This is a genomic window from Azospirillum brasilense, assembly GCF_003349955.1.
Classification (GTDB): domain Bacteria; phylum Pseudomonadota; class Alphaproteobacteria; order Azospirillales; family Azospirillaceae; genus Azospirillum; species Azospirillum brasilense_B.
On the sequence record NZ_QLKQ01000090.1, the window covers coordinates 1 to 26,233 of the forward strand.

25 protein-coding genes and 1 tRNA gene are annotated in these 26,233 nt (G+C 68.6%); 13 read left to right on the forward strand and 13 right to left on the reverse strand.

The window, feature by feature from the left end; translation table 11 throughout:
• Positions 1-31: 31 nt before the first annotated feature.
• Positions 32-469, reverse strand: a complete 438-nt coding sequence (locus DXK32_RS27605) for a MarR family winged helix-turn-helix transcriptional regulator (RefSeq protein ID WP_094302447.1) — start codon at positions 467-469, stop codon at positions 32-34.
• Between the two features lie 348 nt (positions 470-817).
• Between DXK32_RS27605 and rimO the strand changes: the two genes are divergently transcribed.
• Positions 818-2,182 (forward strand): 30S ribosomal protein S12 methylthiotransferase RimO, encoded by a 1,365-nt coding sequence (gene rimO / locus DXK32_RS27610; RefSeq protein ID WP_205215847.1) that lies wholly within the window; start codon positions 818-820, stop codon positions 2,180-2,182.
• A gap of 67 nt (positions 2,183-2,249) precedes the next feature.
• Here the strand turns inward: rimO and DXK32_RS27615 are convergent, their stop codons facing one another.
• The 4 genes from DXK32_RS27615 to DXK32_RS27630 form a co-directional block, all read right to left on the reverse strand.
• A complete protein-coding gene (locus DXK32_RS27615) occupies positions 2,250-2,585 on the reverse strand; it encodes a tRNA-binding protein (RefSeq protein ID WP_114861440.1) in 336 nt (111 codons plus the stop codon).
• Positions 2,586-2,728: 143 nt separating this feature from the next.
• Positions 2,729-3,157 carry a phasin family protein gene (locus tag DXK32_RS27620; RefSeq protein ID WP_035676200.1) on the reverse strand — a complete coding sequence of 143 codons (429 nt, stop codon included), beginning with the start codon at positions 3,155-3,157 and terminating at the stop codon, positions 2,729-2,731.
• A 137-nt stretch (positions 3,158-3,294) separates the two neighbouring features.
• Positions 3,295-4,083 carry a TetR family transcriptional regulator gene (locus DXK32_RS27625; protein WP_247877374.1) on the reverse strand — a complete coding sequence of 263 codons (789 nt, stop codon included), beginning with the start codon at positions 4,081-4,083 and terminating at the stop codon, positions 3,295-3,297.
• A 24-nt stretch (positions 4,084-4,107) separates the two neighbouring features.
• Positions 4,108-5,754: a phospholipid carrier-dependent glycosyltransferase gene (locus DXK32_RS27630; RefSeq protein ID WP_247877375.1), complete on the reverse strand. Its 1,647-nt coding sequence runs from the start codon at positions 5,752-5,754 to the stop codon at positions 4,108-4,110.
• A gap of 144 nt (positions 5,755-5,898) precedes the next feature.
• Here DXK32_RS27630 and hflX point away from each other — a divergent pair, with 144 nt between their 5' ends.
• The 6 genes from hflX (at position 5,899) to DXK32_RS27660 (ending at position 14,390) form a co-directional block, all read left to right on the forward strand.
• Positions 5,899-7,302 carry a GTPase HflX gene (gene hflX / locus DXK32_RS27635; protein WP_114861442.1) on the forward strand — a complete coding sequence of 468 codons (1,404 nt, stop codon included), beginning with the start codon at positions 5,899-5,901 and terminating at the stop codon, positions 7,300-7,302.
• A 148-nt stretch (positions 7,303-7,450) separates the two neighbouring features.
• Positions 7,451-7,876, forward strand: coding sequence for a DUF2934 domain-containing protein (locus tag DXK32_RS27640; RefSeq protein WP_114861443.1), 426 nt, complete (start codon positions 7,451-7,453; stop codon positions 7,874-7,876).
• 166 nt (positions 7,877-8,042) lie between these two features.
• Positions 8,043-9,908: a dihydroxy-acid dehydratase gene (gene ilvD / locus DXK32_RS27645; RefSeq protein WP_114861444.1), complete on the forward strand. Its 1,866-nt coding sequence runs from the start codon at positions 8,043-8,045 to the stop codon at positions 9,906-9,908.
• 293 nt (positions 9,909-10,201) lie between these two features.
• Positions 10,202-12,184 carry a hypothetical protein gene (locus DXK32_RS27650; protein WP_114861445.1) on the forward strand — a complete coding sequence of 661 codons (1,983 nt, stop codon included), beginning with the start codon at positions 10,202-10,204 and terminating at the stop codon, positions 12,182-12,184.
• A gap of 216 nt (positions 12,185-12,400) precedes the next feature.
• Entirely contained in the window at positions 12,401-13,351 is a 951-nt protein-coding gene (locus tag DXK32_RS27655; protein WP_114861446.1) for a sensor histidine kinase, read from the forward strand.
• A gap of 76 nt (positions 13,352-13,427) precedes the next feature.
• On the forward strand, positions 13,428-14,390 hold the full coding sequence (locus DXK32_RS27660; protein WP_114861447.1) for a DUF1624 domain-containing protein: 963 nt from the start codon (positions 13,428-13,430) through the stop codon (positions 14,388-14,390).
• 40 nt (positions 14,391-14,430) lie between these two features.
• Here the strand turns inward: DXK32_RS27660 and DXK32_RS27665 are convergent, their stop codons facing one another.
• The 7 genes from DXK32_RS27665 to DXK32_RS27695 all read right to left on the reverse strand — a co-directional run bounded on the left by DXK32_RS27665 (position 14,431) and on the right by DXK32_RS27695 (position 22,966).
• The gene (locus DXK32_RS27665) at positions 14,431-15,438 is read right to left on the reverse strand and encodes a YihY/virulence factor BrkB family protein (protein WP_114861448.1); all 1,008 of its coding nucleotides are present in this window, start codon (positions 15,436-15,438) and stop codon (positions 14,431-14,433) included.
• 10 nt (positions 15,439-15,448) lie between these two features.
• Positions 15,449-16,300, reverse strand: coding sequence for a DUF3618 domain-containing protein (locus tag DXK32_RS27670; protein ID WP_114861449.1), 852 nt, complete (start codon positions 16,298-16,300; stop codon positions 15,449-15,451).
• A 391-nt stretch (positions 16,301-16,691) separates the two neighbouring features.
• The gene (locus DXK32_RS27675) at positions 16,692-17,378 is read right to left on the reverse strand and encodes a class I SAM-dependent methyltransferase (protein ID WP_114861450.1); all 687 of its coding nucleotides are present in this window, start codon (positions 17,376-17,378) and stop codon (positions 16,692-16,694) included.
• Positions 17,379-17,735: 357 nt separating this feature from the next.
• Positions 17,736-17,811, reverse strand: a tRNA-Lys gene (locus DXK32_RS27680).
• Between the two features lie 121 nt (positions 17,812-17,932).
• Positions 17,933-18,481 carry a pantetheine-phosphate adenylyltransferase gene (coaD, locus tag DXK32_RS27685; protein WP_014197255.1) on the reverse strand — a complete coding sequence of 183 codons (549 nt, stop codon included), beginning with the start codon at positions 18,479-18,481 and terminating at the stop codon, positions 17,933-17,935.
• A gap of 22 nt (positions 18,482-18,503) precedes the next feature.
• Positions 18,504-21,329 (reverse strand): DNA gyrase subunit A, encoded by a 2,826-nt coding sequence (gyrA, locus tag DXK32_RS27690; RefSeq protein WP_114861451.1) that lies wholly within the window; start codon positions 21,327-21,329, stop codon positions 18,504-18,506.
• A 200-nt stretch (positions 21,330-21,529) separates the two neighbouring features.
• Positions 21,530-22,966 carry an MATE family efflux transporter gene (locus DXK32_RS27695; RefSeq protein ID WP_114861458.1) on the reverse strand — a complete coding sequence of 479 codons (1,437 nt, stop codon included), beginning with the start codon at positions 22,964-22,966 and terminating at the stop codon, positions 21,530-21,532.
• Positions 22,967-23,103: 137 nt separating this feature from the next.
• On the opposite strand from DXK32_RS27695, the gene DXK32_RS27700 reads away from it, so the two are divergent.
• The 6 genes from DXK32_RS27700 to DXK32_RS27725 all read left to right on the forward strand — a co-directional run bounded on the left by DXK32_RS27700 (position 23,104) and on the right by DXK32_RS27725 (position 25,697).
• Positions 23,104-23,256 (forward strand): entericidin A/B family lipoprotein, encoded by a 153-nt coding sequence (locus tag DXK32_RS27700; protein WP_014197259.1) that lies wholly within the window; start codon positions 23,104-23,106, stop codon positions 23,254-23,256.
• Positions 23,257-23,297: 41 nt separating this feature from the next.
• Positions 23,298-23,486, forward strand: coding sequence for a hypothetical protein (locus tag DXK32_RS27705; protein ID WP_014197260.1), 189 nt, complete (start codon positions 23,298-23,300; stop codon positions 23,484-23,486).
• Between the two features lie 254 nt (positions 23,487-23,740).
• Positions 23,741-24,367: a calcium-binding protein gene (locus DXK32_RS33560; protein ID WP_114861452.1), complete on the forward strand. Its 627-nt coding sequence runs from the start codon at positions 23,741-23,743 to the stop codon at positions 24,365-24,367.
• A 137-nt stretch (positions 24,368-24,504) separates the two neighbouring features.
• Positions 24,505-24,957 carry a hypothetical protein gene (locus tag DXK32_RS27715; RefSeq protein ID WP_114861453.1) on the forward strand — a complete coding sequence of 151 codons (453 nt, stop codon included), beginning with the start codon at positions 24,505-24,507 and terminating at the stop codon, positions 24,955-24,957.
• Between the two features lie 141 nt (positions 24,958-25,098).
• The gene (locus tag DXK32_RS27720; protein ID WP_114861454.1) at positions 25,099-25,353 is read left to right on the forward strand and encodes a hypothetical protein; all 255 of its coding nucleotides are present in this window, start codon (positions 25,099-25,101) and stop codon (positions 25,351-25,353) included.
• A complete protein-coding gene (locus DXK32_RS27725) occupies positions 25,350-25,697 on the forward strand; it encodes a hypothetical protein (RefSeq protein ID WP_114861455.1) in 348 nt (115 codons plus the stop codon). Before DXK32_RS27720 ends, DXK32_RS27725 begins: the two co-directional genes overlap by 4 nt.
• Here DXK32_RS27725 and DXK32_RS27730 read toward each other — a convergent pair.
• Positions 25,657-25,962 carry a hypothetical protein gene (locus DXK32_RS27730; protein WP_114861456.1) on the reverse strand — a complete coding sequence of 102 codons (306 nt, stop codon included), beginning with the start codon at positions 25,960-25,962 and terminating at the stop codon, positions 25,657-25,659. The two genes, DXK32_RS27725 and DXK32_RS27730, sit on opposite strands and share 41 nt — an antisense overlap.
• Positions 25,963-26,233: the final 271 nt, after the last annotated feature.

The window sequence follows — 26,233 nt, forward strand, 5'->3', positions numbered from 1 at the left end:
GGGCTAGGGAGGGGGCAAGCGCCTTCGCTCCCTACGCCCGCTGGCTGAGCAACCCCTTGAGCACGCGCGACAGCAGATCCGCCAGTTGGAACTGCTCCGGCCCCGGCAGGGCCGCGATGACCGCGGCGAAATCCTTCAGCGGGTCGTATTCGAGAAGCGCCAGCGCCTTCTCCGTGGGGTGAAGCTGCACGACGCGGCGGTCCTCCGGCACCGGGACGCGCGTCAGCAATTCCTTCGTCACCAGAACCTCGACCATCTGGGATGCCGCGCCGCGGGTCGTCGCGTGGAAGTCCGCGAAGGCCGACACCGTCCGCTGGCTGTCGTTGGCGCGCGCGAAGTAGCGCAGCGCCGTCCACTGCGACGGCTTCAAGCCCTGCGTATAGCCCATGCTGTCGGCGATGTGACCGATGTGCATCATGACCTCGGCGATCGCCTGCGCCGATGCCAGGGACTGGGGGCTTTTCGACATGGCAGCGGGGTCTCGACAGTTGCCAAAAAAATGACCCGCACCGCAGCAAAGAAGCCGGCAACGAGTCTGTACGATGCAGAGACTATATGATTACAAAACTAACATACCCCAGTAGGCAAGTCTACGACTCCCCCACCCCCGACGACGCGGCGCACACTACGTCATTGGGACCGTAAACGAAACATTGACCTTAAACCTCATCCAGCACAAGGTGTCGCACCCCCCTGTGGCGCCGTCCGGTTCACCGGACCGGTGCGGAGACAACGCAGGGCACCCACCACCCCGGGTCAGGGCTGCGCCGCGCGTTTTGTCTGGCGTTGTGCCGCGACTCGCCTATATATGCGCGCCATGACCAGCACGCCCCCGTCCATTCCCGGTTTCAAGACCAACCCGGCCTCCTCCCCCAAGGTGGGGATCGTCAGCCTGGGATGCCCCAAAGCGCTCGTCGACTCCGAGCGCATCCTCACCCGGCTGCGCGCCGAAGGCTACGAGATCTCGCCGTCCTACGACGGCGCGGATGTCGTTCTGGTCAACACCTGCGGCTTCCTCGATTCCGCCAAGAAGGAATCGCTCGAGGCCATCGGCGAGGCGATCAAGGAAAACGGCCGGGTCATCGTGACCGGCTGCATGGGTGTGGAATCGGACATGATCCGGCAGGTCCATCCGGACGTGCTGGCCGTCACCGGCCCCCACCAGTACGAGCAGGTGGTCAACGCCGTGCACGACGCCGTGCCGCCGATCCACGACCCCTTCACCGATCTGGTGCCGCCGGAAGGGCTGCGGCTGACCCCGCGCCACTACGCCTATCTGAAGATTTCCGAGGGCTGCAACAACCGCTGCAGCTTCTGCATCATCCCCAGCCTGCGCGGCGATCTGGTCAGCCGTCCGGTCGTCTCGGTCCTGCGCGAGGCGGAGAAGCTGGCGACCGCCGGCGTCAAGGAGCTGCTGGTCATCTCCCAGGACACCAGCGCCTACGGCGTCGACCGCAAGTACGCGGAAGAGGACTGGTACGGGCGCAAGGTGAAGGCCCGCTTCATCGATCTCTGTCGCGAGCTGGCGAATTTCGACGTCTGGGTGCGCCTGCACTACGTCTACCCCTACCCGCATGTGGACGAGGTGATCCCGCTGATGGCGGAGGGCCGCATCCTCCCCTACCTCGACATCCCGTTCCAGCACGCCTCCCCCACCGTCCTGAAGGCGATGCGCCGCCCGGCGGCCCAGGAGAAGCAGCTCGACCGCATTCGGAAGTGGCGGCAGGAATGCCCGCATCTGGTTCTGCGCTCCACCTTCATTACCGGCTTCCCCGGCGAGACGGAGGAGGACTTCCAGTTCATGCTGGACTGGCTGAAGGAAGCGCAGCTCGACCGCGTCGGCTGCTTCAAGTACGAGCCGGTCGAGGGCGCCACCGCCAACGATCTGCCCGGCGCCGTTCCGGAAGAGATCAAGCAGGAGCGCTGGGAGCGCTTCATGGAGACCCAGAAGGCGATCAGCGCCGAACGGCTTCAGCAGAAGGTCGGCTTCACGCTGGGCGTCCTCATCGACGAGGTCGACGAGGAGGGCGCCATCGGCCGCTCCTACGCCGACGCGCCGGAGATCGACGGCAACGTCTTCCTGAACGGCGAGACGAACGTCAAGCCGGGCGACATGGTGGACGTGACCATCGAGCACGCCGACGAATACGACCTCTGGGGCTCCATCGAGCGCGCCGAGTAAGGCGCTTCGCCCCAAAACAAAAGGGCCGGGACGGCGATGCCTCCCGGCCCTTTTGCCGTTTGCAGCCTCAGTACAGGCGCCCGCCGTCGGGCACGCCCTGCCCCGGCCCGACCAGCACCACCTCGCCCTCCGCATCGGGCAGGCCCAGGCACAGGACCTCGCTGGTGAAGGGACCGATGCGCTTGGGCGGGAAATTCACCACCCCCAGCACCTGCCGCCCCACCAGCTCGTCGAGCGTGTAGTGGCGGGTGATCTGGGCGGAACTGCGCCGGCTGCCGATCTCCGGCCCGAAATCGATGGTCAGCTTGTAGGCCGGCTTGCGCGCCTCGGGAAAGGGCTCCGCCGCGGTGATGGTGCCGACGCGGATGTCCACCTTCAGGAAATCGTCGTAGCTGATGGTCACGGGTTTCGTCCCTGCCCTGTTGCGGTCGTCACGGTTTCAATCGCCGCGGGCAAGGCTAGCATTGGTGGCGCCGAAGCCGAAACGCGAAAGGGCCGCCCCGGTGGGCGGCCCTTTGCAGCGCATCTCCCCGGTGGGAGAAAGGCTTACTTCTTGGCGATGGCGGCCTTGACCTCGTCCAGGCTCTCCGACACGCGCTTGGACAGCACGTCGGCGGCCTCGGTGTTGGACTTGGCGACCAGCTCGGCCAGTTCCTTGATGTTCGACAGGGCCTTCTCGAAGGCGACCTTGACCAGTTCGGCCTGCTTGGCGGCCTTTTCTTCCGGCGTGCCGGCGGCGGCGACCTGGTTCACATAGGTGCCGGCCTCCTCGACGGAGGAGCGGACGATCTCGGCCTGGCGGCGGAGCACGGCCTGCAGACCCTCGATCGCGAGCTGGTTGGCGGCGGTCACCGCCTCGATGTTCTTGCGCTGGCTCGCCAGGATCGACTCGACGTCGAGGCCGGGCACCTTGTACTCACCCAGCATCTTGGACAGGTCGAATTCGAGGAACGGGTTACCGGTCTGCTTGGCCATGGTTCTCACCCCCGACGAAAGGATTCATTCGGCATGCTGCGACGCAGCAAACCTGTGGCGCGACTATGCAGATTGCCAAAAAGATAGTCAACGCCCTTGTGCGTCGCACCAGGGGCTACACCGCGGCTCATGGAACCTCAACCAGCGGACGCGCTTCCTGGTTCCGTGGCCGTTTCCTCAGCCGGTTGCCGGGCGCCCTGCGGCTCCGTATGGGATTCGGATGGAGGGCCTCCACCGGATCTGCGGCGTAATGCCCCAGCCCAGCGCTCCGCCCGCCGAAGCTCCGAATCGAGCGCCGCCATGGTCCGCGACAGGTCGGCGCTGTCGTCCTCCAGGAAGACGCGCATGACCCGCGCCTGCACCGCGCCGAGCCCGGCCACCAGGAGAGCGCCGCCGGTGCGGTCGGCCTCCACCCCCGCGGCGCGCAGCATCCAGGCCATTGACCGCCCGAAATGGCGGGAGAAGGCCAGGGCGGTGAGCGGTTCCCGTTTCAGATCGCGGACGACCGAGCGCAGCCCGTCCCGGTAGGGCAGCAGCGCGTCGTAGCGGCGCATCATCACGTCGAACAGCCGATCGCGGGCGCTCTCGTCTGGACCGGCCGGAGCGTCGTCGGCGAGGACCGCCGTGTCGGCGACCCGCGACACCGCGGCCAGCACGTCGGACCGGTCGGGGAAGCGGCGGTAGAAGACGTCCGGCGGCACCCCCGCCGCCCGCGCGATGGCCAGCAGGCCGGTGCCGCGCCAGCCCTGCCCGGCGGCGAGCCGCATCGCCGCGGCGGCCACCCGCTGGTCCAGTTCGTCGGTCCCTCCCCCACCCACGGTGTTCCCCACGGCGTCGGGGGCGTCGGGGGCGTCGGGATCGGTCTTCCAGCGGGTGTCGGCGGTGTCGTCCATGGGGTCGAACCTCGTGGTCAGCCTCTCCCCCATGATGTGGGACTCCCGCGCCGCACCTCAACCAGGGCGGCAGAAGGGGAAGGGCTCGACGTGCTTCATATAGGTTGGAATCCAGCCGCACTGGCCGGCGGGGTTAGGCAGGCGGATGGCCTCGATGGCCGGCCAGACCTGGGCGACCACGACCACCAGCGCCACCGTGCCGACGATCCAGCGCCGCGTCCGGGCCTGCTCCAGAAGTCCGGGCAGGCGCAGCAGCACCCAGGCCGCGGCCAGCCCCATCAGCGGGTCGGTGTAGGCGGCGTAGGCCCGCTGGAAACCGCGCAGGGAGAACAGCGTCTCCAGCCCCCAGGCGACCAGCAGGAGAAGCGCCGCCTGCGCCGCCGCCACCCGCTCCCCCCGGCGCCACAGGACGACGCAGCCGCCGATGATGAACCACTCCACCACCACGGTCTGCGGGATGTTGTCGGGATGGAAAACGATGGTGCGGATCGCCAGCGTGCGCCACAGCCCCTTCGCCAGCAGCGTCACCAGCCCGTCGGAGAGCACCTGCTCCTGCCCCTGGAGCGCCGCCTGATGCTTCCAAGTGGTGAAGACGAACATGTGCTCGATCAGGTTGGCGACGGCGATGACGTTCTGCTCTTGCGGACGGATCATCAGGGCGAGCACGCCGAGCGCCAGCCCCAGCGCGACCGCCGCCATGGCCGCCACCGCGTAGGACAGGCGCACCCGCCACACCGCCGCGTAGACGGCCATGCCGAGAACGACCCAGCCGACGATGATCCCCTGATAGACTCCCGACAGCCCGCCGCCGACCGGGCGGTAGGGATAGAGCGACTGGCCGGCGCTGGCGATGCCGTGCTGGATCAGCGCCGCCGCGGGCAGCGCCGCGGCAGCCGCCGCCAGCCCCAGAAGGCCGGTGGCGATCCAGCGGGGACCGCCCTGCCCGGTAAAGCGGCGCCCGAAGGCCAGCGCGACCACGGGAATGCCCAGCGCCAGGAAGATCGCCTGGATCTTCGTCACCACCGCCAGCCCGGCCAGTAGACCGGCCAGCCCGAGCAGCAGAAGCGGCCGCCAGCCCGGCGCGGTGCGGACGGCGACCAGAACCAGGAGAAGGGCCGTGACCACGAAGGAGGCCGACAGAAGGTCGGTGCGCATCTGCCGCGCCTGGGTGGACAGGCCGATGCCGAAGGCCATCACCACGGCGGCCAGGAAGGCCACCCGCCGGTCGCCGACCAGCGCGCGGAGGAGGTTGGCGTAGACCAGCGCGAAGGTCGTTGTGATGAGGATGGACAGCGCCCGCCCGGCCTCCACCAGATTTTGCCAGGCGGCGGTGTAGGCGGCGGTGTCGGCGGCCGGCGGCAGACCCGACAGGGTGACGACCGGCATCAGCCCCAGCCCGTGCAGCAGCCGGTACCAGACCTCGATCACCAGAAAATAGGTGTAGCCGGGATGGTCGAAATACTCTTGGGGCAGCCCCTCGTTGAACAGCAGCCCGTGATAGGCCAGCACCAGATCCTGGTCGGCGTGCGACCAGTAGGGGGTGCGGAAGCCGATCGCCAGAGCCGATACCACCATGACCGCCGCCAGCGCCGCGCACAGCCCCCACCAGGGCCAGCGGTCCAGGAGGCCGGCGCCGGGCGCCTGGGCGGAGCGGTTGGGCATGACCATACGGGGTGACGTGGCGCCGCGGTCCGGGGATGACATGATCGGAGTATGTCCAGAGGTTACACGCCAGCGGTTTTTGCACGATTCCGGACGGTTTTGGAACCGCGGCAGCGGCGCGCTGTTTTTTGCGGACCTGCAACTCTTGATCGATCACTCCCCTTGCATAGGAACGGTGCCAGCCCGATGCCTGATTCCGACGACCGCCCGTCACCCCGTTCCGCCGCCTCCGTTTCCCGCAGCGCCCCGGGGCATGATCCCGACGGCGCCGCGCCGCCCTCCGCCGGCCGCGCGCTGGTCATCCTGCCGGTCCTGCCCACGCCCGACGATGGAAACGCCGCGGCGCGCCAGCCCGACGCCCGGCTCTCCGAAGCGATCGCGCTGGCCCAGGCCATCCGCCTGGAGGTGCCGCACGCCGAGGTGATCCGCGTCGCCCGTCCCGACCCCGCCACCCTGTTCGGGCGCGGGACCGCCGAGCGGATCGGCGGCATGGTGGAGGCCTTTCACGCCGATCTGGTGGTGATCGACCATCCGCTCAGCCCGGTCCAGCAGCGCAACCTGGAACGCCGCTTCATGGCCAAGGTGATCGACCGCACCGGCCTGATCCTGGAGATCTTCGGTGAGCGCGCCCACACCCGCGAGGGCCAGTTGCAGGTCGAACTGGCGGCCCTGACCTACCAGCGCTCGCGGCTGGTGCGGTCCTGGACCCACCTGGAGCGGCAGCGCGGCGGCTTCGGCTTCCTGGGCGGGCCCGGCGAAAGCCAGCTCGAACTCGACCGCCGCCTGATCGCCGAGCGCATCACCCGCCTGAAGTCGGACCTGGAGGAGGTGCGGCGGACGCGCAAGCTGCACCGCTCCGCCCGGCAGCGCGGCGGCACGCCGTTGGTGGCGCTGGTCGGCTACACCAACGCCGGCAAATCCACCCTGTTCAACCGGCTGTCCGGCGCCGGCGTCACCGCCGAGGACATGCTGTTCGCCACGCTCGACCCCACGGTCCGCCGGATCGCCCTGTCCTCCGGCAAAGCCATGGCCTTGTCGGACACGGTGGGCTTCGTGTCGGAATTGCCGACGCAGCTCGTCGCCGCCTTCCGCGCGACGCTGGAGGAGGTGCAGGCCGCCGACCTGATCCTGCACGTCCGCGACGTCTCGCACCCCGATACGGCGGCGCAGAAGGCGGACGTGGATTCGGTGCTGGCCGACCTCGGGATCGACGCGGCCAACGACCCGCGGGTGGTGGAGGTGCTGAACAAGACCGACCAGATGCCCGCGACCGCCCGCGGCGCGCTCCACATGCGGCTCGCCAACCAGCGGATGATGGAAGGGGAGGAGCGCGCCGTCGCCGTGTCCGCCCTGACCGGCGAGGGTCTCGACGACCTGCTGGATCTGCTGGACCGCCGCGTGTCCGCCGGGCGGCAGGTGCTGGAGTTGAGTGTGAACCTCGCGGACGGGCGCGCCCTGGCGTGGCTGTACGAGCACGGGCAGGTGCTCGACCGCCGGGACGAGAACGGGCAGGCCCACGTGCATGTGGCGTTGGCCCCTTCCGACGCCGCCCGCTTCGAAAGCCGGTTCGTCGGACAGGAAAGCCGCTGACGGTACGTCCTCCGTCCTCTGGTTCCGTCTTTTGGCCCGCGCTTTCCGGATGTCCGGAAACCACCGCCGCTCTCCGGCGTTGTGACGGACAGGCCGGCCTTCGACTCGCCCGGCCCGCGACCCGCCATGACCAGGAGGAGGCAGCCCCATGACCGAGAAGCCGGGCCAGGATCGGGCCGAACGTGTTCGCCGCCGCGCCCACGACATCTGGGAACGGGATGGCCGCCCCGACGGCCGGCATGACGAGCATTGGGCCCAGGCCGAAGCCGAGGTCGACGACGAGATTCGCGCCGAGCGGCAAAGCGAGGAGACGGAAAGCGGCGCGTCGGATGCCTCACCGAAACGGCGTTCGAAGCCGACCGCGGCGAAGCCGGTCCCCACGAAACCCAAAGCCACGCCCAACAAGGCCGCTCGCGCCGGCGGCACGCGGGCGGCAGCGGAGAACCTGTCGGCGGTGGCCGCCGGACGGACCGAGCAGACCGGCACGACCAAGACCGGCGGCCAGATCTCCCGCGGCGGGGCCGCCAGCGGAAAGCCGGGCAAGGCGTCGCGCCGGGACGCTTCGCGCGGCTGAGGGGGCGGGGCGCGTCCCCTCCCCGTTCTCCGCAAAGCTCCCATGCCCCGCAGGACGGAAAATGGGGCGGAAAAGGGAACGAGAGGTCTGGTTTCCGCCCTTCGGGATTGCTAGTGTTGCTGCCCCTGCGCATCCGCACGCAATGTTCGATCCCTGAGGTAGAGACATGCCGCATTATCGCTCCCGCACTTCCACGCACGGCCGCAACATGGCGGGCGCCCGCGGCCTGTGGCGCGCGACGGGCATGAAGGACGGCGATTTCGGCAAGCCGATCATCGCGATCGCCAACTCCTTCACCCAGTTCGTGCCGGGGCACGTCCACCTGAAGGATCTGGGCCAGCTCGTCGCCCGCGAGATCGAGAAGGCCGGCGGCGTCGCCAAGGAGTTCAACACCATCGCGGTGGACGACGGCATCGCCATGGGCCACGACGGCATGCTCTACAGCCTGCCCTCGCGCGAGCTGATCGCCGACGCCGTCGAATATATGGCAAACGCCCATTGCGCCGACGCGCTGGTTTGCATCTCCAACTGCGACAAGATCACCCCCGGCATGCTGATGGCCGCCATGCGGCTGAACATCCCGGCGGTCTTCGTATCGGGCGGCCCGATGGAGGCCGGCAAGGTCAACTGGCGCGGCAAGACCAAGGCCGTGGACCTGATCGACGCCATGGTCGCCGCCGCCGACCCGACGGTGACCGACGAGGAGGCGGCGGTCATGGAGCGCGGCTCCTGCCCGACCTGCGGCTCCTGCTCCGGCATGTTCACCGCCAATTCGATGAACTGCCTGACCGAGGCGCTGGGCCTCTCGCTGCCCGGCAACGGCACGATCCTGGCGACCCACGCCGACCGCAAGGAGCTGTTCCTGGCCGCCGGCCGCATGGCGGTGGAGCTGTGCCGCCGCTGGTACCAGGAGGAGGACGCCGCCGCCCTGCCCCGCGGCATCGCCACCTTCGAGGCGTTCGAGAACGCCATGACGCTCGACATCGCCATGGGCGGCTCGACCAACACGGTGCTGCACCTGCTGGCCGCCGCGCAGGAGGGGCAGGTGCCCTTCACCATGGCCGACATCGACCGGCTGTCGCGCCGCGTTCCCAACGTCTGCAAGGTCGCCCCGGCGGTGTCCGACGTCCACATCGAGGACGTGCACAAGGCCGGCGGCATCTTCGGCATCCTGGGCGAGCTTGACCGCGGCGGGCTGCTCAACCGCGACGTCGCGACCGTCCACGCCAAGACGCTGGGCGACGCGCTGGACCGCTGGGACGTCAAGCGCACCCAGGACGAGGGCGTCCACACCATGTTCAAGGCCGCCCCCGGCGGAATCCCGACGACCATCGCCTTCAGCCAGGAGAAGCGCTGGCCGGATCTGGATCTCGACCGCGACAAGGGCGTCATCCGCTCCGTCGACAGCGCCTTCAGCAAGGACGGCGGCCTCGCCGTGCTGTTCGGCAACATCGCCGAGAAGGGCTGCATCGTGAAGACGGCGGGCGTGGACGCCTCCAACCTCGTCTTCGCCGGCCCGGCCCGCGTCTTCGAAAGCCAGGACGCGGCGGTCGAGGCTATCCTGGGCGACACGGTCAAGGCGGGCGACGTGGTGGTCATCCGCTACGAAGGCCCGCGCGGCGGTCCCGGCATGCAGGAGATGCTCTATCCGACGAGCTACCTGAAGTCGAAGGGGCTGGGCAAGGCCTGCGCCCTGGTCACCGACGGCCGCTTCTCCGGCGGCACTTCGGGCCTGTCGATCGGCCACGCCTCGCCGGAAGCGGCGCAGGGCGGCGCCATCGGTCTCGTCCAGGACGGCGACCGGATCGAGATCGACATCCCCAACCGCAAGATCAACCTCGCCCTGTCCGACGAGGAGTTGCAGCGCCGCCGCGACGCCGAGAACGCCAAGGGCGCCGACGCCTGGAAACCGGCCAACCGCAACCGCGTCGTCTCCCCGGCGCTGCGCGCCTACGCCGCCCTGACCACCAGCGCCGACCGCGGCGCGGTCCGTGACGTGTCGCAGGTGGAAGGCATCGCCGTGAAGCGCTGACACGGCACCGGAGGCGCAACCGGAAGGACATCGAGCCTTCCGGTCAAGACCTTCGGAAAGGTTGCGGAAGCCTCATGCGGCAACGAACGGCGCCCGGACATCCGCGGCGCCGTTTCTCTTTCCGGACGCAGCGGCATGCCAAGGGCCGTGCGGCAGTATGCCTCCGATCCGTCGGCCGCATCGCCAAAAGAAGCACAGGCCATCCAACGCGAAATCTGTCATTGTCTTTCCGCATGCTTTGGCATGCCGGAACGGGATGCGCGTTCCACAGGACCAACACCACGGGGAAACCGATGGCGCAGCCGCGGTCCGTCGCTCAGGATGATGCCGGGGCGCCACCCGAAGGCGCCGCGTTCCGGCGTGCGCTGGCGGCGGTCGCGGACGCCCTGCGTCAGGCCGAGGAAGGCGTCGGGTCCGTCCTCGCCCTGACCGCCGCGGACGATGATGCCGACCGCCTGATCGCGGCGCTTGCCCGCAGCCCCGCCGCCGCCGGTTTCGGCGTCCTGCGCTGGCCCCAGTCCCGGTTGCCGCCGCTGGGCGGTCCCGACGATCTCGAAGCGGTGGCCGTCAGCCTCCCGTCCCTGGCCGATGGTTCTCCGGACGAAGCCCGGCGATGCATCGCCCTGGCCGCCGAACGCGGCGGCGGCGAGCTGGCCGGAGAGGCGGTGCGCGGCCTGTTGGGGCTTCCATCGATCCATCCGCTCTGGCAGGGGCTGGACGGCACGCAGAGGGCGGAATTCCAGGTGGAGGGGCTGGCCGCCGCCCTTCTGGACCTGTGCTACGAACGCCCGATCCTGATCGTGGTCGAAAACGCCCAGTGGGCGCGCGGGTTGACGATGCCCCTGCTGGACGCGCTGAGCAACGCCGTCGAGGACGCGCGGCTGTGCCTGCTGACCATCCGCTCCCCCGCGCCGCGCGTTCGGCTCGGCGGTTGGACGCCCCCCGGTGCGGCCCGGCGCATCGTCCTGCCGGAGCCGCAAGGTGGACCGGCCGTCCTCGTCGACGCCGACGAGGATGATCCGACGCCGCACGCCGCCCTGCTGGAGGCTTTGCGCTGCGACCGGCGGCCGGAACGGATCGAATGGATGGCCCATCACGCTCCGTTGGCCGGCGAATGGGCGCTGGCCTGCGCCTGCGCGCGGCACGCCGGACGACGGGCGGAGGCGGACTGCCGCCCCGCCGACGCCGCCCGTCACTACATGGACGCGCTGGAAGCGCTCGACCGGTTGCCGGAAACCCGAAGGCACGCGCAACGCCGGATCGACGCATGGACCGCTCTGGCCCGCACCCAACCGCCACCGGACGGCGGCGCCCTGAAGGCGGCGGAGAAAGCCCTGGCGCTTGCTCAGGGCCTCGGGGACCGGCCGCGCGTCGCGCGCGCCCTGTCGCTTCTGGCCGCCCTGCGCTGGGCCGGCGGCAATCTGCCGGCAGCCCGGCGGACGGGCATGAGGGCGCTGAAGCTCTGGCGGGAATCCCAGAGCCCCCATCAGCAGATGCAAACGCTCATCAAGCTGGGCCGTGGCTTGACCGAAGAGGGCCGCTTCCGCCAGGCCGACATCGTTCTGCGGGCCGCCGCAGCGTTGGCGACGCGCGGAGAAACGTGCCGCCTTCATGGCCCGACCGCGTTGGCGCCGGTCTGCATCGCCGCGCACCGGGCGCGTTGCCGGGCGGAGTTGGGCGATCCGGAGGAAGCGCTGCGGCTGGCCCGTGCCGCGTTGGCTCGGGCGGAGGATGACGGCCACGCCGCGTCCCGCGCCCTGGCCTGCCTGCATCTCGGCTGGGCCGCGCTGACCGCGCAGCGCTACGCCATGGCGGTGGCACCGTTGAAGCAGGCCGTCGCCATCACCGAGACGATCCGCCTGCACGTCTGCCAACCCCTCGTCCTTGGTGCGCTGGGGTATGCGCTGGTCCGCACCGGAGCGCTCAACGACGGGGCGTCCCTGCTGCTGGGCAGCCGGGAGCATGCGCGGATGCTCGGCATCCGGCGCCACGAGCCGCAAATCCTGATCTGGATCGCCGAAGCCGCCTTGTTGTCCGGCCAGACGGAGGACGCCGTCCGCAACGCCCGCGACGCCGCCGAAAAAGCCGCGGACGCCGGACAAGGGGGGGACGAAGCCTGGGCGCGACTCGCGCTGGCCCGCGGGTTGGCCGACCAGGGGAACATCACCGCGGCCCGGCAGTCCCTGGACGCCGCCACCCGCATCGCCGCACAACGCTCGATGGCGTCCCTGCTGAGTCAATGCGCTGATGTCCGCAAATCCGTGACCGCCATCTGAGACCCACGGCCAAGTGCTGGACAAACCCCACGAAGATCGAACTTAATTTGCCAAGCACCCGCATAAAAGGCGGTGCGTTCGCATACGAATCTCCATATCGTAGACGCTCCTCCCCGCGGACGGCATCGTCCGTTCCCCTGCTTCCGAAACGGACGACCGCCGCATATGACTCTTGCCAAGCTCTCCCGGTTGCGCGGGCACAAGGGTTTGGGGTTCATGTTCGCGTTGGCGACCTTTGCCGTCGCCCTGGTGGCGCGTCTTGCCCTGGACGACCGGCTTCCGGCGGGTTTTCCCTTTCTGACCTTCTTCCCGGCGGTCATCGTCACCACTTTCCTCGCCGGGCTGTGGCCGGGCATCCTGACGGCGCTGCTGAGCGGTCTGGCCTCCTGGTACTTCTTCCTCGGCACCAGCCATTCGCTCGACCTGAAGCCCGGAAGTGCGCTGGCGCTGGGTTTCTTCGGGCTGGTCGTGGCGGTGGACATCGCCGTGATCCACATCATGAACGTGGCGCTGGAGCGGCTGGCGGAGGAGCGCAACCGCAGCGCCCGCCTGACCCAGCAGACCCAAGTGATGTTCAGCGAGCTTCAGCACCGCGTCTCCAACAACCTCCAGCTCGCCTCGTCGCTGATCGCGATCCAGAGGTCCAAGGTCAAGGACCCCGAAGCCCGCCGCGCGCTGGAGGAGGCCGCCGGACGGCTGTCCACCCTGGGCCGCCTGCACCGCCGGCTTCACGCTCCCCATGACGGACCGATGGATATGGAGCCGTTCCTGCGCGAGCTGTGCCATGACATCCTGAACACCTCCGGAGCGGAGCGGATCGACTGCACGGTCCGCGCCGCCGAGGCCGACTTGCCGCCGGACACCCTGATCCCGCTGGCCCTGATCGTTGCCGAACTGGTCAGCAATGCCCTGGAGCATGGTTTTCCCGACGGCGAGGCCGGACGGATCGCCGTCGATCTGCGCGCCGACGACGGGGAACTGGTGCTGACGGTGCGCGACGACGGAGCGGGTCTTCCCGACGGCTTCACCCTGACGCGCCCCTCCAGCCTCGGCCTGAAAATCGTCAGTTCACTGGCCGCCCAGATCGGCGGAAGCTTCAGCATGACCGGGGCGCGCGGACAGGGCACCACGGCCCGGCTGGCTCTGACCCAGACCATGGCGTCCTGACAGGCCTTTGCCCGATCAGCCTTTGCCGGCGGGCGGCGGTGGACAGCGGCGCGCCGTTCCGGCAAAAGTCACGCCCATGCCCATCCTCCCACCCTCACCCGCGTCGGTGGCCCCGGCGACCAGGACGGCGCGGCGCGTCGGCGTCGTCGACACGGCGCGCGGCGTGGCGCTGCTCGCCATGGCCCTCTATCACGGCTCCTGGGACCTGACCTATTTGGGGCTGGCCGATTTCGACCTGTTCGGCGATCCGCTGTGGCTGGCCGCGCGCACCGGCATCCTCGGCAGCTTCCTGATCCTGTCGGGCCTCAGCCTCGTCCTGGCGGCGGAGGGTGGCATCGACCGGCGCCGCTTCCTGCGGCGCTTCGCCCTGCTCGTCCTGGCCGCGCTCGGCGTGTCGGCGGTGTCGCTGGCGATGTTTCCGGACAGCCCGATCGTCTTCGGCGTGCTGCACCATATGGCGGTGGCTAGCCTTCTCGGCCTCGCGCTGCTGCGATTGTCCTGGCCGGCGCTTCTGCTGCTCGGCGTGGCGGTGATCGCGCTGGGCGAGACCGTCGCCCTTCCGCTGTTCGACGAGCCTTGGCTGCGCTGGATCGGGCTGATGACCTTCGCGCCGGAATCGAACGACTACGTGCCGCTCTTTCCCTGGTTCGGCGGCTTTCTGTTCGGGATGGCGCTGGGTCGCCTGTGGCGGCCCGGCCCGGCGGGGACTCCGGGCGGGGCGGCCGGGCGCGGGTTCGCCTGGGCCGGACGCCACAGCTTGGCGGTTTATCTGCTCCACCAGCCCGTGCTGTTCGGCCTGCTGTCCTTGCTGGCGATGGGCATCGGCGCCGACCCGGCGGACATCCGCAGCTTCCAGACCTCCTGCGTCGCGACCTGCACCAGCGGCGGCGGCGAGATGGCGCACTGCACCGCCACCTGCCGCTGCGTGGCCGACGATCTGAACCGGGCCGGCCTGTGGTCCGACTTCGTCCACGACCGCCTGAACGCGGACGGCGCCCGCCGGGTCGACGGCGTCATTCAAAGCTGCGGCAGCCGCTGACCGTCGGGACGCCGGGCCGGGACAGCGCTGCTCGACCGCGCTAGGCTCGGCGCCTCCCCACCGTGTCGGCGACATAGGCGTCCCGATGCCCCATCGGCTTCGGACCGCGCCCGTCCTCCTCCGTGGTGTCGCGGGCGGTCTGATGCTCGATCTCCGCGTTCAACTCCGCCCCCATCAGGATCACGTAGGAGGTCAGGTTGAACCACAGCAGCAGCACCACGCCCGCCCCGACCGAGCCGTAGGTCTGGTTGTAGCTGCCGAAGTTCGAGACATAGACCGAGAAGCCCACCGAGGCGATGATCCACAGCGCCGTGGCGATGGCCGATCCCCAGGTGACCCAGCGCCATTTCGGCTGCCGCCGGTCCGGTCCGTAGCGGTAGAGCACGGCGAGCGCCAGCACGATCGCCACCGCCAGGATGGGCCAACGCGCGAGGCTGGCGGCCCAGGCGATCGGGGTGTCCCGCAGGCCGAGGAAATTGATGGCCGCCGGAACCGCCACGATCAGCGCCAGCGTCATGATCACGAAGACCAGCCCGGCCAGTGTCAGCACCAGCGACAGGCCGGCGAGCCAGAGGAAGCTGCGCCGTTCCTCCTCGCCGTACGCGATGTTCAGGGCGGTGATCAGGGAATTGGTGCCGCGCGACGCGCTCCACAGCGTCAGGATGAGGCCGAACAGGACACCGAAGCCGAGCCCCTCCTGCGGCGCCGACGCCACGTTGCGCGCCTGATCGCGCAGCACGTTCAGCGCCTCCGGCGGCAGCAGGCCGGCCAGCTGGTTGACCTGCTGCTCGACCCCCGCCGGGTCGAAGACGAGTCCGTACAGCGACACCAGCGCGGCGATGGCCGGGAAGATGGCGAACAGGGCGTAATAGGCCACCCCCGCCGCCACGATGGAGATGTTGTCCTTGCCCTGCTCCTCCCAGGTGCGCCAGAGGATGTCCTTCCAGCCCGCCTTGGGAATGTCGGACGGCCGGGCCGCCGACCGTCCCCGTCCCTCCATCCCGACGCGCGGATGCTCGTTGCGGTGGCGTCGGCTCAGCCCCAGCATGTTCCCTCCCTCACGCGACCGCTTCGCGCAGGGCGCCGACACGGTGGCGCACCGTCTCGATCTCGTGGAAATGGGCGCCGACGATCACCATCAGCTCCTCGGGAAGCTCTTCGTGCAGACTGTTGCGGAACAGCCCGAGCGTTCCCTCGACACCGCTTTCCAGACCGCGGAGCAGCCCGCCGCGCGTCCGCGCACCGCCCAGCTCGCCGTCCAGTTCGCGCCACACCGCGTGGACGGGCGCCCGCAGATCGCGGCCGCCGCCGCGGCGCACCAACTCCGCCTCCAGGGCGGCGGCGCTGCGGTCGAACTGGCTGGCGACCTGCGTCAGCCGCGCCGTCAGATCGGGATCGCGCAGAACCATCTCGGCCTGACGGAATCCGGTGGCGCCTTGCCGGCACGCGGCGACCAGAACGCTCAGCACGTCCTGGGTCGTCCCGTCGGCGACCCGCCCCTCAGTGGCTCCCGAGACGGTGGGCTCGACGTCCGGCGTGCGCGACACGGTCCAGGCGAACCACAAGGCGCCCGCCGCCACCAGAGCCAGCGGCCAGGGGTTCGAGCGGATGGCGCGGGCGATGCGCGACGGGTTTCCCTCGACCACGTCCCGCACCACCTCGATGACGCCACCCGACATCTGGCCGGGTGACAGGCGGAACTCGATCTCGTCGAGAACCGCGTCCATGCGGCCGCGGATGGCGTTGATATCCTGCTCGATCTCATCCGTCCCACGCCGGTCCGTTCCACGCCGGCCGGACGGCGGTGCCGGGGTGTCGGCCAGGGTGTGGGGTTCGGGTGCGGTGCTTGCTGTTGTGCCCGCCGCGACGCCACTCATGGTGTCGGCGTGCGGATCGGTGGCTCGGTTCATGCCGGCGACTCCCCCTCTTGACGCTGCCGCCAAGCAACACCGCAAGTTGGCCGAAGGTTCCGGCTCACCGCCGGAGTGACACCATGGGTCGGCCGCAAGATCCTTTTCATCGGTTGGCTAATCGGCCGGTTGATCGGTCGGCAGCCGGGGGCGGTACCCCATCCCCTGCAGCCCGCCACGGAGCGGTTTGCCGAAAAGCCTCAGCCGACCGTCGATACGCCGCCCGGGCACAGGCAGGCCCGCAGTTGACGCCCTTCGAAGTGACGGATGAGGGGCATGGCGTCGGGATGGATGTCTCCGGGCATCAAAAACTCCGGGCATCAAAAAGGCCGCCTCGGGGGCGGCCTTGATGGTCATTGGTGTGCGGCGGGCCGGAAGGAGCCCTTTCCGATCAGGCAAGTCTGTCGCGAAGATCGGCGGCTGTCACCTGGGCCTTGCCCTTCCGGACGGCCACGAAATTGGCGTTGATGACGATCTGGCTCAGCACCCTGTGGTCGGCACCCATGTCAACGATCTTGTGAACAAGGTTGGCGAGAGGAGCGCCGTCATTGTAATCGGCGGTCCAGTCCTCGATCACGTACCAGCCGCCCTCCCGGACGCGCGGGAAAACGTTGATGAACGTCTCGCGGCTGTGTTCGAACAGGTGGGAGGCATCGTCCATCACAAGGTCCAGCGCTTCACCGCCGAACTCCCGATCCAAGATGCCTGAAACCTTTCCGTTGTCGGACTGGCTGGTGCTGTAGTGGACTGACACACTGTCGTTCAGCCCGCGCTCTTTGATGAAGCCGTCCAAGTGCTCCAGCGGAAGCTTGAGGTCGATTCCCACAATCTTCTTGGGCTTAAAGAGTGAGTTGAAGAGGATCAGCGAGCCACCTTCGAAGACACCAAATTCGACGATGTTGCGGATCTCCTGGCCTTCGATTAGATCAACATACTTCTGAATGAAATCCCGCGACTTCATAAGCGCGAAAAGATCGTCCTTAGATGTTACCGCACCCGGTTCATTTGCAATGAATATGAAATTTGTTTGATCAAAGTACAAATGCCATTCCTGTAGCCAGTTCAATCCCTGCAACATCGTTACCCTCCAGCCACCACAATTGCATATTGACGATGGTGCACACTATATCGACCGCGCCAACCGTGAGCAACCGTGAGCGGTCAAGGGGCGAAACTGGCACAGAACGCATCCCGATGGGTCCATGCCTCGCCCGCGGTACCGGTGGCGCGGGCGGCCTCCTCGGCGGCGGCGGACGCAGAAAATCACGCAACGTCGTGGCGGCCCAAATGGTGCCAGCACGCTCCATGAGCGAAGCCGCACAGACGAAGAGGCAGGCCCACCGGGAGAAACGGTCCGAGAACGGCGAGTCTGAACCGCGGTCTGAACGCGCCTCGAACGGCCGGTCGCCTGGGAGCGTAAGCTATTGAGGGGGAATGGTGATCCGGGTGGGATTCGAACCCACGGCCACATGATTAAAAGTCACGTGCTCTACCGACTGAGCTACCGGATCACAAAAAGCATGCGGCCTGTTGCCGATGCGGGGCGCAACATAGGGGGCGGTGACGCCCCGGTCAACAGCGGGGTTGGACAGAGGGCACAAAAATTTCGCCCTCCGCCCAACCCCACCGTCGTCACTGTTTGAGCGTCTGGATCTGCTTGCTGGCGTCGCCGTTGCCGGCCTCTAGGGCGAAGCGCTCGGCCAGATGGTCGGCCACGCGGCCGCTGACGAAGCCGCGGATGTCGCCGCCCAGACGCCCGATCTCCTTGACGAAACGGGAGGAGATGAACTGGCTCTTCTCCGAGGCCATCAGGAACATGGTCTCGATCTTCGGGTTCAGGCGGGCGTTCATGCCCGCCATCTGGAACTCGTACTCGAAGTCCGACACCGCCCGCAGGCCGCGGATGATCACGGTGGCGTTCACCTCGACCGCGAAATGCATCAGCAGCGTGTCGAAGGCCCGCACCTCGATGCTCGCCCCGGCGTTGTTCAGGGCGGTCACGTCCTCCCGGACCATCGCCACCCGCTCATCCGTCGAGAAGAGCGGACCCTTGCCGGCGTTGCGGGCCACGCCGACGATCAGATGATCGACGAGGCGCGAGGCCCGCTGGATGATGTCCATGTGCCCGTTGGTGATCGGGTCGAAGGTGCCGGGATAGACACCGATGCGGCGCTTGGCCATGGGGAGTACCTTCCGCCTCTTCTTATTCGATCGGTTCACCGGGCGTGTCGCCAGGAGCGGCATCATTCACAATCGCATCATCAACGGGCGCATCGTCAGCGGGCGAGTCATCCACGGAGGCCGTCCCGCCGCCGTTCAAACCACCGTTGCCGTTCCCATTGGTGTCCTCGTCCTCCGCGATGGACGCGACGGACACCACCCGCTCGTCCGCGCCGACGCGGAACAGCGTGACACCCAGCGTCTTGCGGCCCGCGATGCGCACGTCGTGGATCGGCATGCGGATGACCTGACCGCCGTTGGTGACCATCATCACCTGATGCGAGTCCTCCACCGGGAAGGCCGCGACGATGGAGCCGTTGCGCTCGCCCATCTCCATGTTCCAGATGCCCTGGCCGCCGCGGCCGGTCACCCGGTACTCGTAGGACGAGGTCCGCTTGCCGTAGCCGCGCTCGGTCACGGTCAGCACATACTGCTCCAGGCCCTTCAGCTCCTCGTAGCGCTCCGTGCTGAGCGTTACGGCCTCGGTCGGGACCTCGTCGGCCTCCGGCGCCGCCTCGCCCTCCATGTCGACGCCTTCCTCGCGCTTGCGCTTCAGGAAGGCGGCGCGCTCCTCGGGCGAGGAGTCGACGTGGTGGAGCGTGGTCATCGAGATGACCTCGTCGCCGTCGGCCAGACGGATGCCGCGCACGCCGGTCGAGGTGCGGCCGGCGAAGACGCGCACGTCGGCGACCTCGAAGCGGATGCACTTGCCGCCGCCGGTCGCCAGCAGGACGTCGTCGGCCTCGGAGCAGGTGCGGACGGCGATCAGACGCTCGCCCTCCTCCTCCAGCTTCATGGCGATCAGGCCGTTGGAGCGGATGTTGGCGAAGTCCGACAGGCGGTTGCGCCGCACGTTGCCCTTCGAGGTGGCGAAGACGACGTGCAGGTCCGCCCACACGGCCTCGTCCTCGGGCAGCGGCAGGACGGTGGTGATGGTTTCGCCGTCGATCAGCGGCAGCAGGTTGACGAAGGCCTTGCCGCGCGCCTGCGGGTTGCCCAGCGGCAGGCGGTAGACCTTCAGCTTGTAGACCATGCCGCGCGACGAGAAGAGCAGCAGCGGCGTGTGGGTGTTGGCGACGAACAGGTCGCTGACCGCGTCCTCCGCCTTCATCGACATGCCCGACCGCCCCTTGCCGCCGCGCTTCTGCGCGCGGTAGGTGGACAGCGGCACGCGTTTCACGTAGCCGGACTGGCTGACCGTGACGACCATGTCCTCGCGCTGGATCAGGTCCTCGATGTCGGCCTCGAACTCCAGCTCCTGGATCTCGGTGCGGCGCGGGGTGCCGAACCGCTCCTTCATCTCCACCAGCTCGTCGCGCAGGATGCCCAACAGCTTCGCGCGGTTGGCCAGGGTCTCCAGGTAATCGGCGATCTGGTCGGTGACGTCCTTCAACTCGGCGCCGATGCGGTCGCGCTCCAGCCCGGTCAGGCGGTGCAGGCGCAGGTCGAGGATGGCGCGGGCCTGCTCCTCCGACAGACGGTAGGTGCCGTTCTCCGACACGCCGCGGCCCGGCTCGTCGATCAGCGCGATGAGCGGGGCGACGTCCATCGCCGGCCATTCGCGCTCCATCATCTGCTCGCGCGCCCAGACGGGGTCCGGGGCGCTGCGGATCAGGGCGATCATGGCATCCAGATTGGCGACGGCGACGGCCAGACCGACCAAGGTGTGGGCGCGCTCGCGCGCCTTGCCCAGCAGGAACTCGGTGCGCCGGGTGATGACCTGTTCGCGGAAGCGGACGAAGGCGGCGATGATCTGCCGCAGGTTCAGCAGTTCCGGCCGGCCGCCGTTCAGCGCCAGCATGTTGACGCCGAAGGAGGTCTGGAGCTGGGTGTGGCGGAACAGCTGGGCCAGCACCACGTCGGGCACGGCGTCGCGCTTCAGCTCGATCACCACGCGGACACCATCGCGGTCCGATTCGTCGCGCAGGTCGGCGATGCCTTCGATCGTCTTGTCGTTGACGACCTCGCCGATGCGCTCCATCAGCTTGGATTTGTTGACCTGGTACGGGATCTCCGTCGCCACGATGGCGAAGCGGTCCTTGCGGATCTCTTCGATGTCGGTCCTGGCGCGGATGATGACGGAGCCGCGCCCGGTCATCAGGGCCGAGCGGACGCCCGACCGGCCGAGGATCATGCCGCCCGTCGGGAAGTCCGGGCCCGGCACGAACTCCATCAGCTCTTCGTCGGTGACGTCGTTGTTGTCGATGTAGGCGCAGCAGGCGTCCACCACCTCACTCAGATTGTGGGTGGGGATGTTGGTCGCCATGCCGACGGCGATGCCGCCGGCGCCGTTGACCAGCAGATTCGGGAAGCGCGCCGGGACGACCGTGGGCTCCTTGCCCGAATCGTCGTAGTTGGCCTGGAAATCGACGGTGTCCTTGTCGATGTCGTCGAGCAGCGCCTCCGCCGCCTTGGCCAGCCGCGCCTCGGTGTAGCGCATGGCCGCCGCCGGGTCGCCGTCCATCGAGCCGAAGTTGCCCTGCCCGTCGATCAGCGGCAGGCGCATCGAGAAGTCCTGCGCCATGCGGACCATGGCGTCGTAGATCGCGCTGTCGCCGTGCGGGTGGTATTTACCCATCACGTCGCCGACGATGCGCGCCGACTTCTTGTAGGGCTTGGTCGAATCGTACCCGCCCTCCTTCATCGCGTAGAGGATGCGGCGGTGCACCGGCTTCAGCCCGTCGCGGACGTCGGGCAGGGCGCGGCTCACGATCACGCTCATCGCGTAATCGAGATAGGACCGGCGCATCTCGTCTTCGATGGTGACCGGCGCGATGTCGGAGGCGGGAGGAAGGGGCGTCGTGCTCAAGGAGACAAACTCATTCTACGGGCTGCGGCGATGCTCGGTGTTCAACGCTTGCTGTTCAACGCTCAAGGTCAACACTTAAGGTTCAACGGGGCACGTCCGCACGGCCCTTCGGGCCGCTGCATGTAATATAAGAATTCCTATCAGCTTTCGCATGTGCACACAACGCTCCGGCAATCCCACGATTTCCAGCCTTTTGCCGGTCAATGGCCTCCGGCCTTGGCAGGACGGGGGCGGCTCAACAGCGCGAAGCGCAGCGAAAGGATGGTCACGGATACCACACTGGCGATCAAAATTCCCTCAAAAAGACCACGCGCGCCGCGCTCCAACCCAAAGGCGAGCAAGGCCGACACCGGAATCATCACCACCGCGTAGGAGATGAAGTGCAGCGCGGTGGGGACCCAGGCGTCGCCGCGCCCGCGCAGCGCGTTGGCCATGACCACCTGCCCGCCGTCGGCCACCAGGACCCAGGCGGTGAAGGCGATCAGCGGCGCCACCGCGGCGATCAGTTCCGGATCGGCGCTGTAGATCGCCGCCAGCGGCTCCGGGATCCAGCGGTAGAGCACCCCGACTCCGGCCAGGATCAGGCTGGTGACTCCCAGCCCGGTCCAGCCGGCCAGCGCCATGTCCAGCGGATCGCGCCGGCCATAGGCCACCCCCACCCGCACCGCCGTGGCCGAGGCCAGCCCGACCGCTGCCATGAAGGGCAGCGCCGTCAGGTTCAGCCCGACCGTGTAGGCGCCCAGCGCCAGCGGCGAGATCATCCCGGCGAACAGGCCCAGCGTGGCGAAGGCGCCGCTCTCCACGCCCAGGCTGATGCCGGCGGCGTAGCCGAGATGGCGCTGCCTGCGGCTGCCGCTCCACCAGTCGCGGACCGGGTCGCGCACCGCCCAGCGGGCGTGGTCGCTCATGTGCCAGGCGTAGAAGGCGAGGCCGAGCCCCATCCCCCAGCGCACCGCCGTGGTCGCCCAGGCCGAGCCGACCGCTCCCAGGGCCGGGAATCCGCCATGCCCCCAGACCAGCATCCAGGCGAGCAGCGCGTTCAGGAGATTGCCGAGGATCATCGCCACCATGCCCGGAATGGGCCTCTTCAGCCCCTCCAGGAAGAATCCGGTGGCGACGTACAGCATCATGCCCGGCATGCCGTAGCCGAGCACCGCCATCACCCGACCGCCGCCCGCCGCCAGTTCCGCGGACTGGCCGGTCAGCCGGAAGAAGGGCTCCCCGGCCAGCGAGGCCAGAGCGAAGAGGATGCCGAGCAGCAGCGCGTAGGGAATCGCCCGGCGCCAGACGCGCCCGCACTCGGCGTCCTGCCCCGCCCCCAAGGCGTAGGCGGTCACCGCCACCACGCCCATCATCAGCCCGACGCCGGTGGTGACCAGCAGGTTGGCCGGCAGGTGGGCCAGCCCGTAATAGGCCAGCTCCTGCGCGCTGTAGCGGCCGACGATGGCCGTGTCGACCGCCATCATGACGACCAGCCCGGCGCGCGAGACGATGACCGGGGCGGCCAGCCGCAGCAGTTCGCCGGCGTGGGTGCGCAAACGGTCAGCCAGGAGAGGGGCGGAAATCGCGTGGTCGGGCATGATCGAACGGTCGGTCGCTTGTGTGGGGTTGTCACCGCCGGTGGCGGAACCGGCCATCTTGACCTTGCGGCGTACCACGTCAAGTGGCGGCTTATTGTCCTTCCGCCCTGTTGCAAATCCGCCGAATGGGCCGGAACCAACGCCCGCGGCGGCGCGTTGACGAAGCAACAGCATCCATTGAGGAGTTCGGGATCATGAGCCGCTCCATGCCGTTCCCCGTCCGCCAGATTGCCCTCGCCAGCTTCGTCCTGACCTTCGCCGCTCTGCTCGTCGGCTGCAACACGATCGAAGGGGCCGGGCAGGATGTCCAGGCCGGCGGACGGGCCGTCGAACGCGCCGCCGAGTGACGCGCCCCACCACCCCTTTCAACCACGCAAGAGACACCCGCATGAGCGACCCCATGACTCCGGAACGCCCGACCGAGGTGCCGCCGCCGAGCAACCCGAACACCCCGCAGCCGGACCGTCCGACCACGCCGGACCCCTACCCGGTTCCGGAAAATCCCGACACCCCTCCGGAGATGCCGCCGCCGGCGGATCAGCCGGTTCCCGGCATGCCGACGCCGACCCAGGCGTAAGGCGCCGACGGATCGACGGCCAGCCATAGGCCGTTTCAGGAAAGGCCGGTGCCCAGGGCATCGGCCTTTTTCCTTGTTCGGGTTTCGACGGGACGCAGTCGAAGATTCGAATCTGGAAACAACACCGAAACACAAGAGCAACAAGACCCAAGGGACCGTGGCAAAATTTGGCACCGATGCGTTAAGTGTTTTTTTACCTTTCTCTTCCCCCATCTTGATGTTAACGATTTGTTAATCATTGAGGAGAGGCAACCATGGCCAGGTTTTCGGGAACCAACGCCGCCGAACGCTATCTCGGCACCGACTCCGCCGACACGGTCTATGGCAATGGAGGGAATGATTCGCTCTCCGGCGGGCTCGGCAACGATTATCTGGATGGCGGGCTCGGGAACGACTGGCTTGGCGACCCCTACGCCGGTGATCCGGGCAACGACCGCATGTATGGGCGCCAGGGCGACGACCAGCTGTTCGGCGGGGCCGGCAACGACTGGCTGGACGGCGGATCGGGCAACGACACGGTGAAGGGCGGGCGCGGCGACGACACGCTGGTGGGTGGAACCGGGGACGATTGGCTGATCGACACGCTGCGCGACGACGGGTCCGACGTCTTTCTGCCCGGCGCCGGCAACGACCACATGGTGAGCTACCGGGACGGCGCCACGGACATCTTCCGCTTCGACGTGGCGCCGGGCGGCTTCGGCACCGACGACATCGCCTATTTCGAAGCGGGGATCGACCGCCTGGAGTTCCGCGGCTTCTCCGCCGCCGACCTGACCGTCTCCACCACCGCCACCAGCACGGCCTTCGGGTTCCGCGACGGGTCGTCGCTGACCGTTGACGCGGTGGGGCTGGTGTCCGGCCGCGACTATGTCTTCACCTGAAGGAAGTACCGCGGGCATGAGAGGCTGATGGCGCAAGGGGCGTGGCCGGGCTCGGCCGCGCCCTTTTCCGCTTCTCCCCGCAACCCCTCCGCTCCCCGGCAGCGTTATAGCCTCGCCCACGCGACGGAGGAGCCCCCATGAACCATCGACGCTTCAATCCCCGCCCTGCCACCCGGCTTCTGGCCGTCGGCGCCCTGGCCGCGCTCGCCGCTTGCGCGGAAACCGGCGCCGCGCAACGGCCCATGGCGCAGATGTCGCCCCTGGAACTGGTCGGGCTGACGGTGCAGTCCATTCCCGAGAACCGCATCCTGGGTTCGGTCGAGGACGTCGTCCTCACCCCGGCCCGCGAACCGGTCCAGCTCGTGGTGGCCAGCGGAGCGCCAGTCCATCCGGTGAAGCGCCATGTGACGCTGGACTCCGGGCAACTGCGCTACTCGGAGGAGCGGCAGGCGCTCGTCCTCACCGGCATGAGCGCCGACCAGTTCGACGCCCTGTTCGCCACGCCCGCCGCCATGGCTCCGGCCATGGCCCCCCTGTCCGGCAATCCGGCGGACGCCACCAACTGGAACCGCGCCACCGCCCCGCGCTGATCCCTGCTTCGGCCAGACCATGCGAAAAGTCCCATGACGGGGCCGCAGGGTCTGGCCGGCGAGCATCCTTTGATCTTTTAAATGTTATGATATAACGTTACATATACCCGACGCTGTTTGGCGACATGCGGCAACGGGGGGATGATGATCGAGGATTGGGATGCGCCGGACGGTCCGGCGGGTTTCGAGGCGGCGCTGGATCTGGTGCGCTCGCTCTGGGCCGAGGGACGGCACGAGGGCGTACCCGACCGGTTGGTCGCCTGGGCGATGATGGTCGAATCGGTCGACCGGCTCGCCACTCTGCATGGCCCAAGCGCGACGGCGGCCCTGCTCGACCGGTTGGGCCGGGTCGTTCTGGACACCCCTCCGGGCGCCGGTCCGGGATCACGTCAATGAGCGGAGTGACCAACAACCGCTTCTACGGCGCGCGGTCCTGGCGCGAGGCGAAGCCGGTGGTCCTGCACCCACGCTTCTTCGACGGGTTCCGGGATTTCCTCGACGGCCGCCCGTTCGATTATCGCGGGCTGGACGGCTGGCCGCTGCTCGACCAGCACCGTTACGAGAACGGCCGGGAGTTGGCGGCGGAATGCCGCGCCGCCGGAATCGCCGTGCGCTGGAGCGACCGCACCCGCATCCCGCGCGGGCTGAAGGATGTGGTCGCCGGGCGGGCCCGCCGTCGCGTGAAGCCTCGGCCGCCTCCTAGAAGCGCAGGCCGGCTGCGGGATTGTCGATCTGGTTGAGCGGGCAGCGGCAGGTCGGACAGGCGATCTGCGAAAGAAGCGTGTTGCGCTGCTCCTCCGTCAGCGAGACGCCAGCCGCCTGCACCGCCTCGTCGATCATCCGGCGATGATAGGCGGTGGCGCCGCAGCCCTCGTCCAGCACGCCCTTCAGATCGTCGTTCGGAATCACGCGGAACGCCGCGGCGGGACCCGACAGGGTCGCGGCGCCACCACCGACCGCGACGGCGGCAAGGGCACGCAGGACGTGACGGCGCTGGGGGACCATGGCTGCTCCTCGATCCGAAGGACGTACGCCGCGGAATCTCGGTTGGCGGGCGTTCCCCGTCAAGCCCGGCCTGCGCAGATCATGCGAAGACAGGCCTGCGGCCGGTGGAGGACGGGAGGGGGAAAGCCCCCTCCCCCACGATTGCCCGTTCGTTCAGAACGGGATTTCGTCGTCCAGGTCGTCGTGCTTGGGCGGGGCGCCGCCGCCGCTGCGGCCGCCGCCACCGTAGCCACCGCCACCGCTGCCACCGCCGTAGCCACCACCACCACCG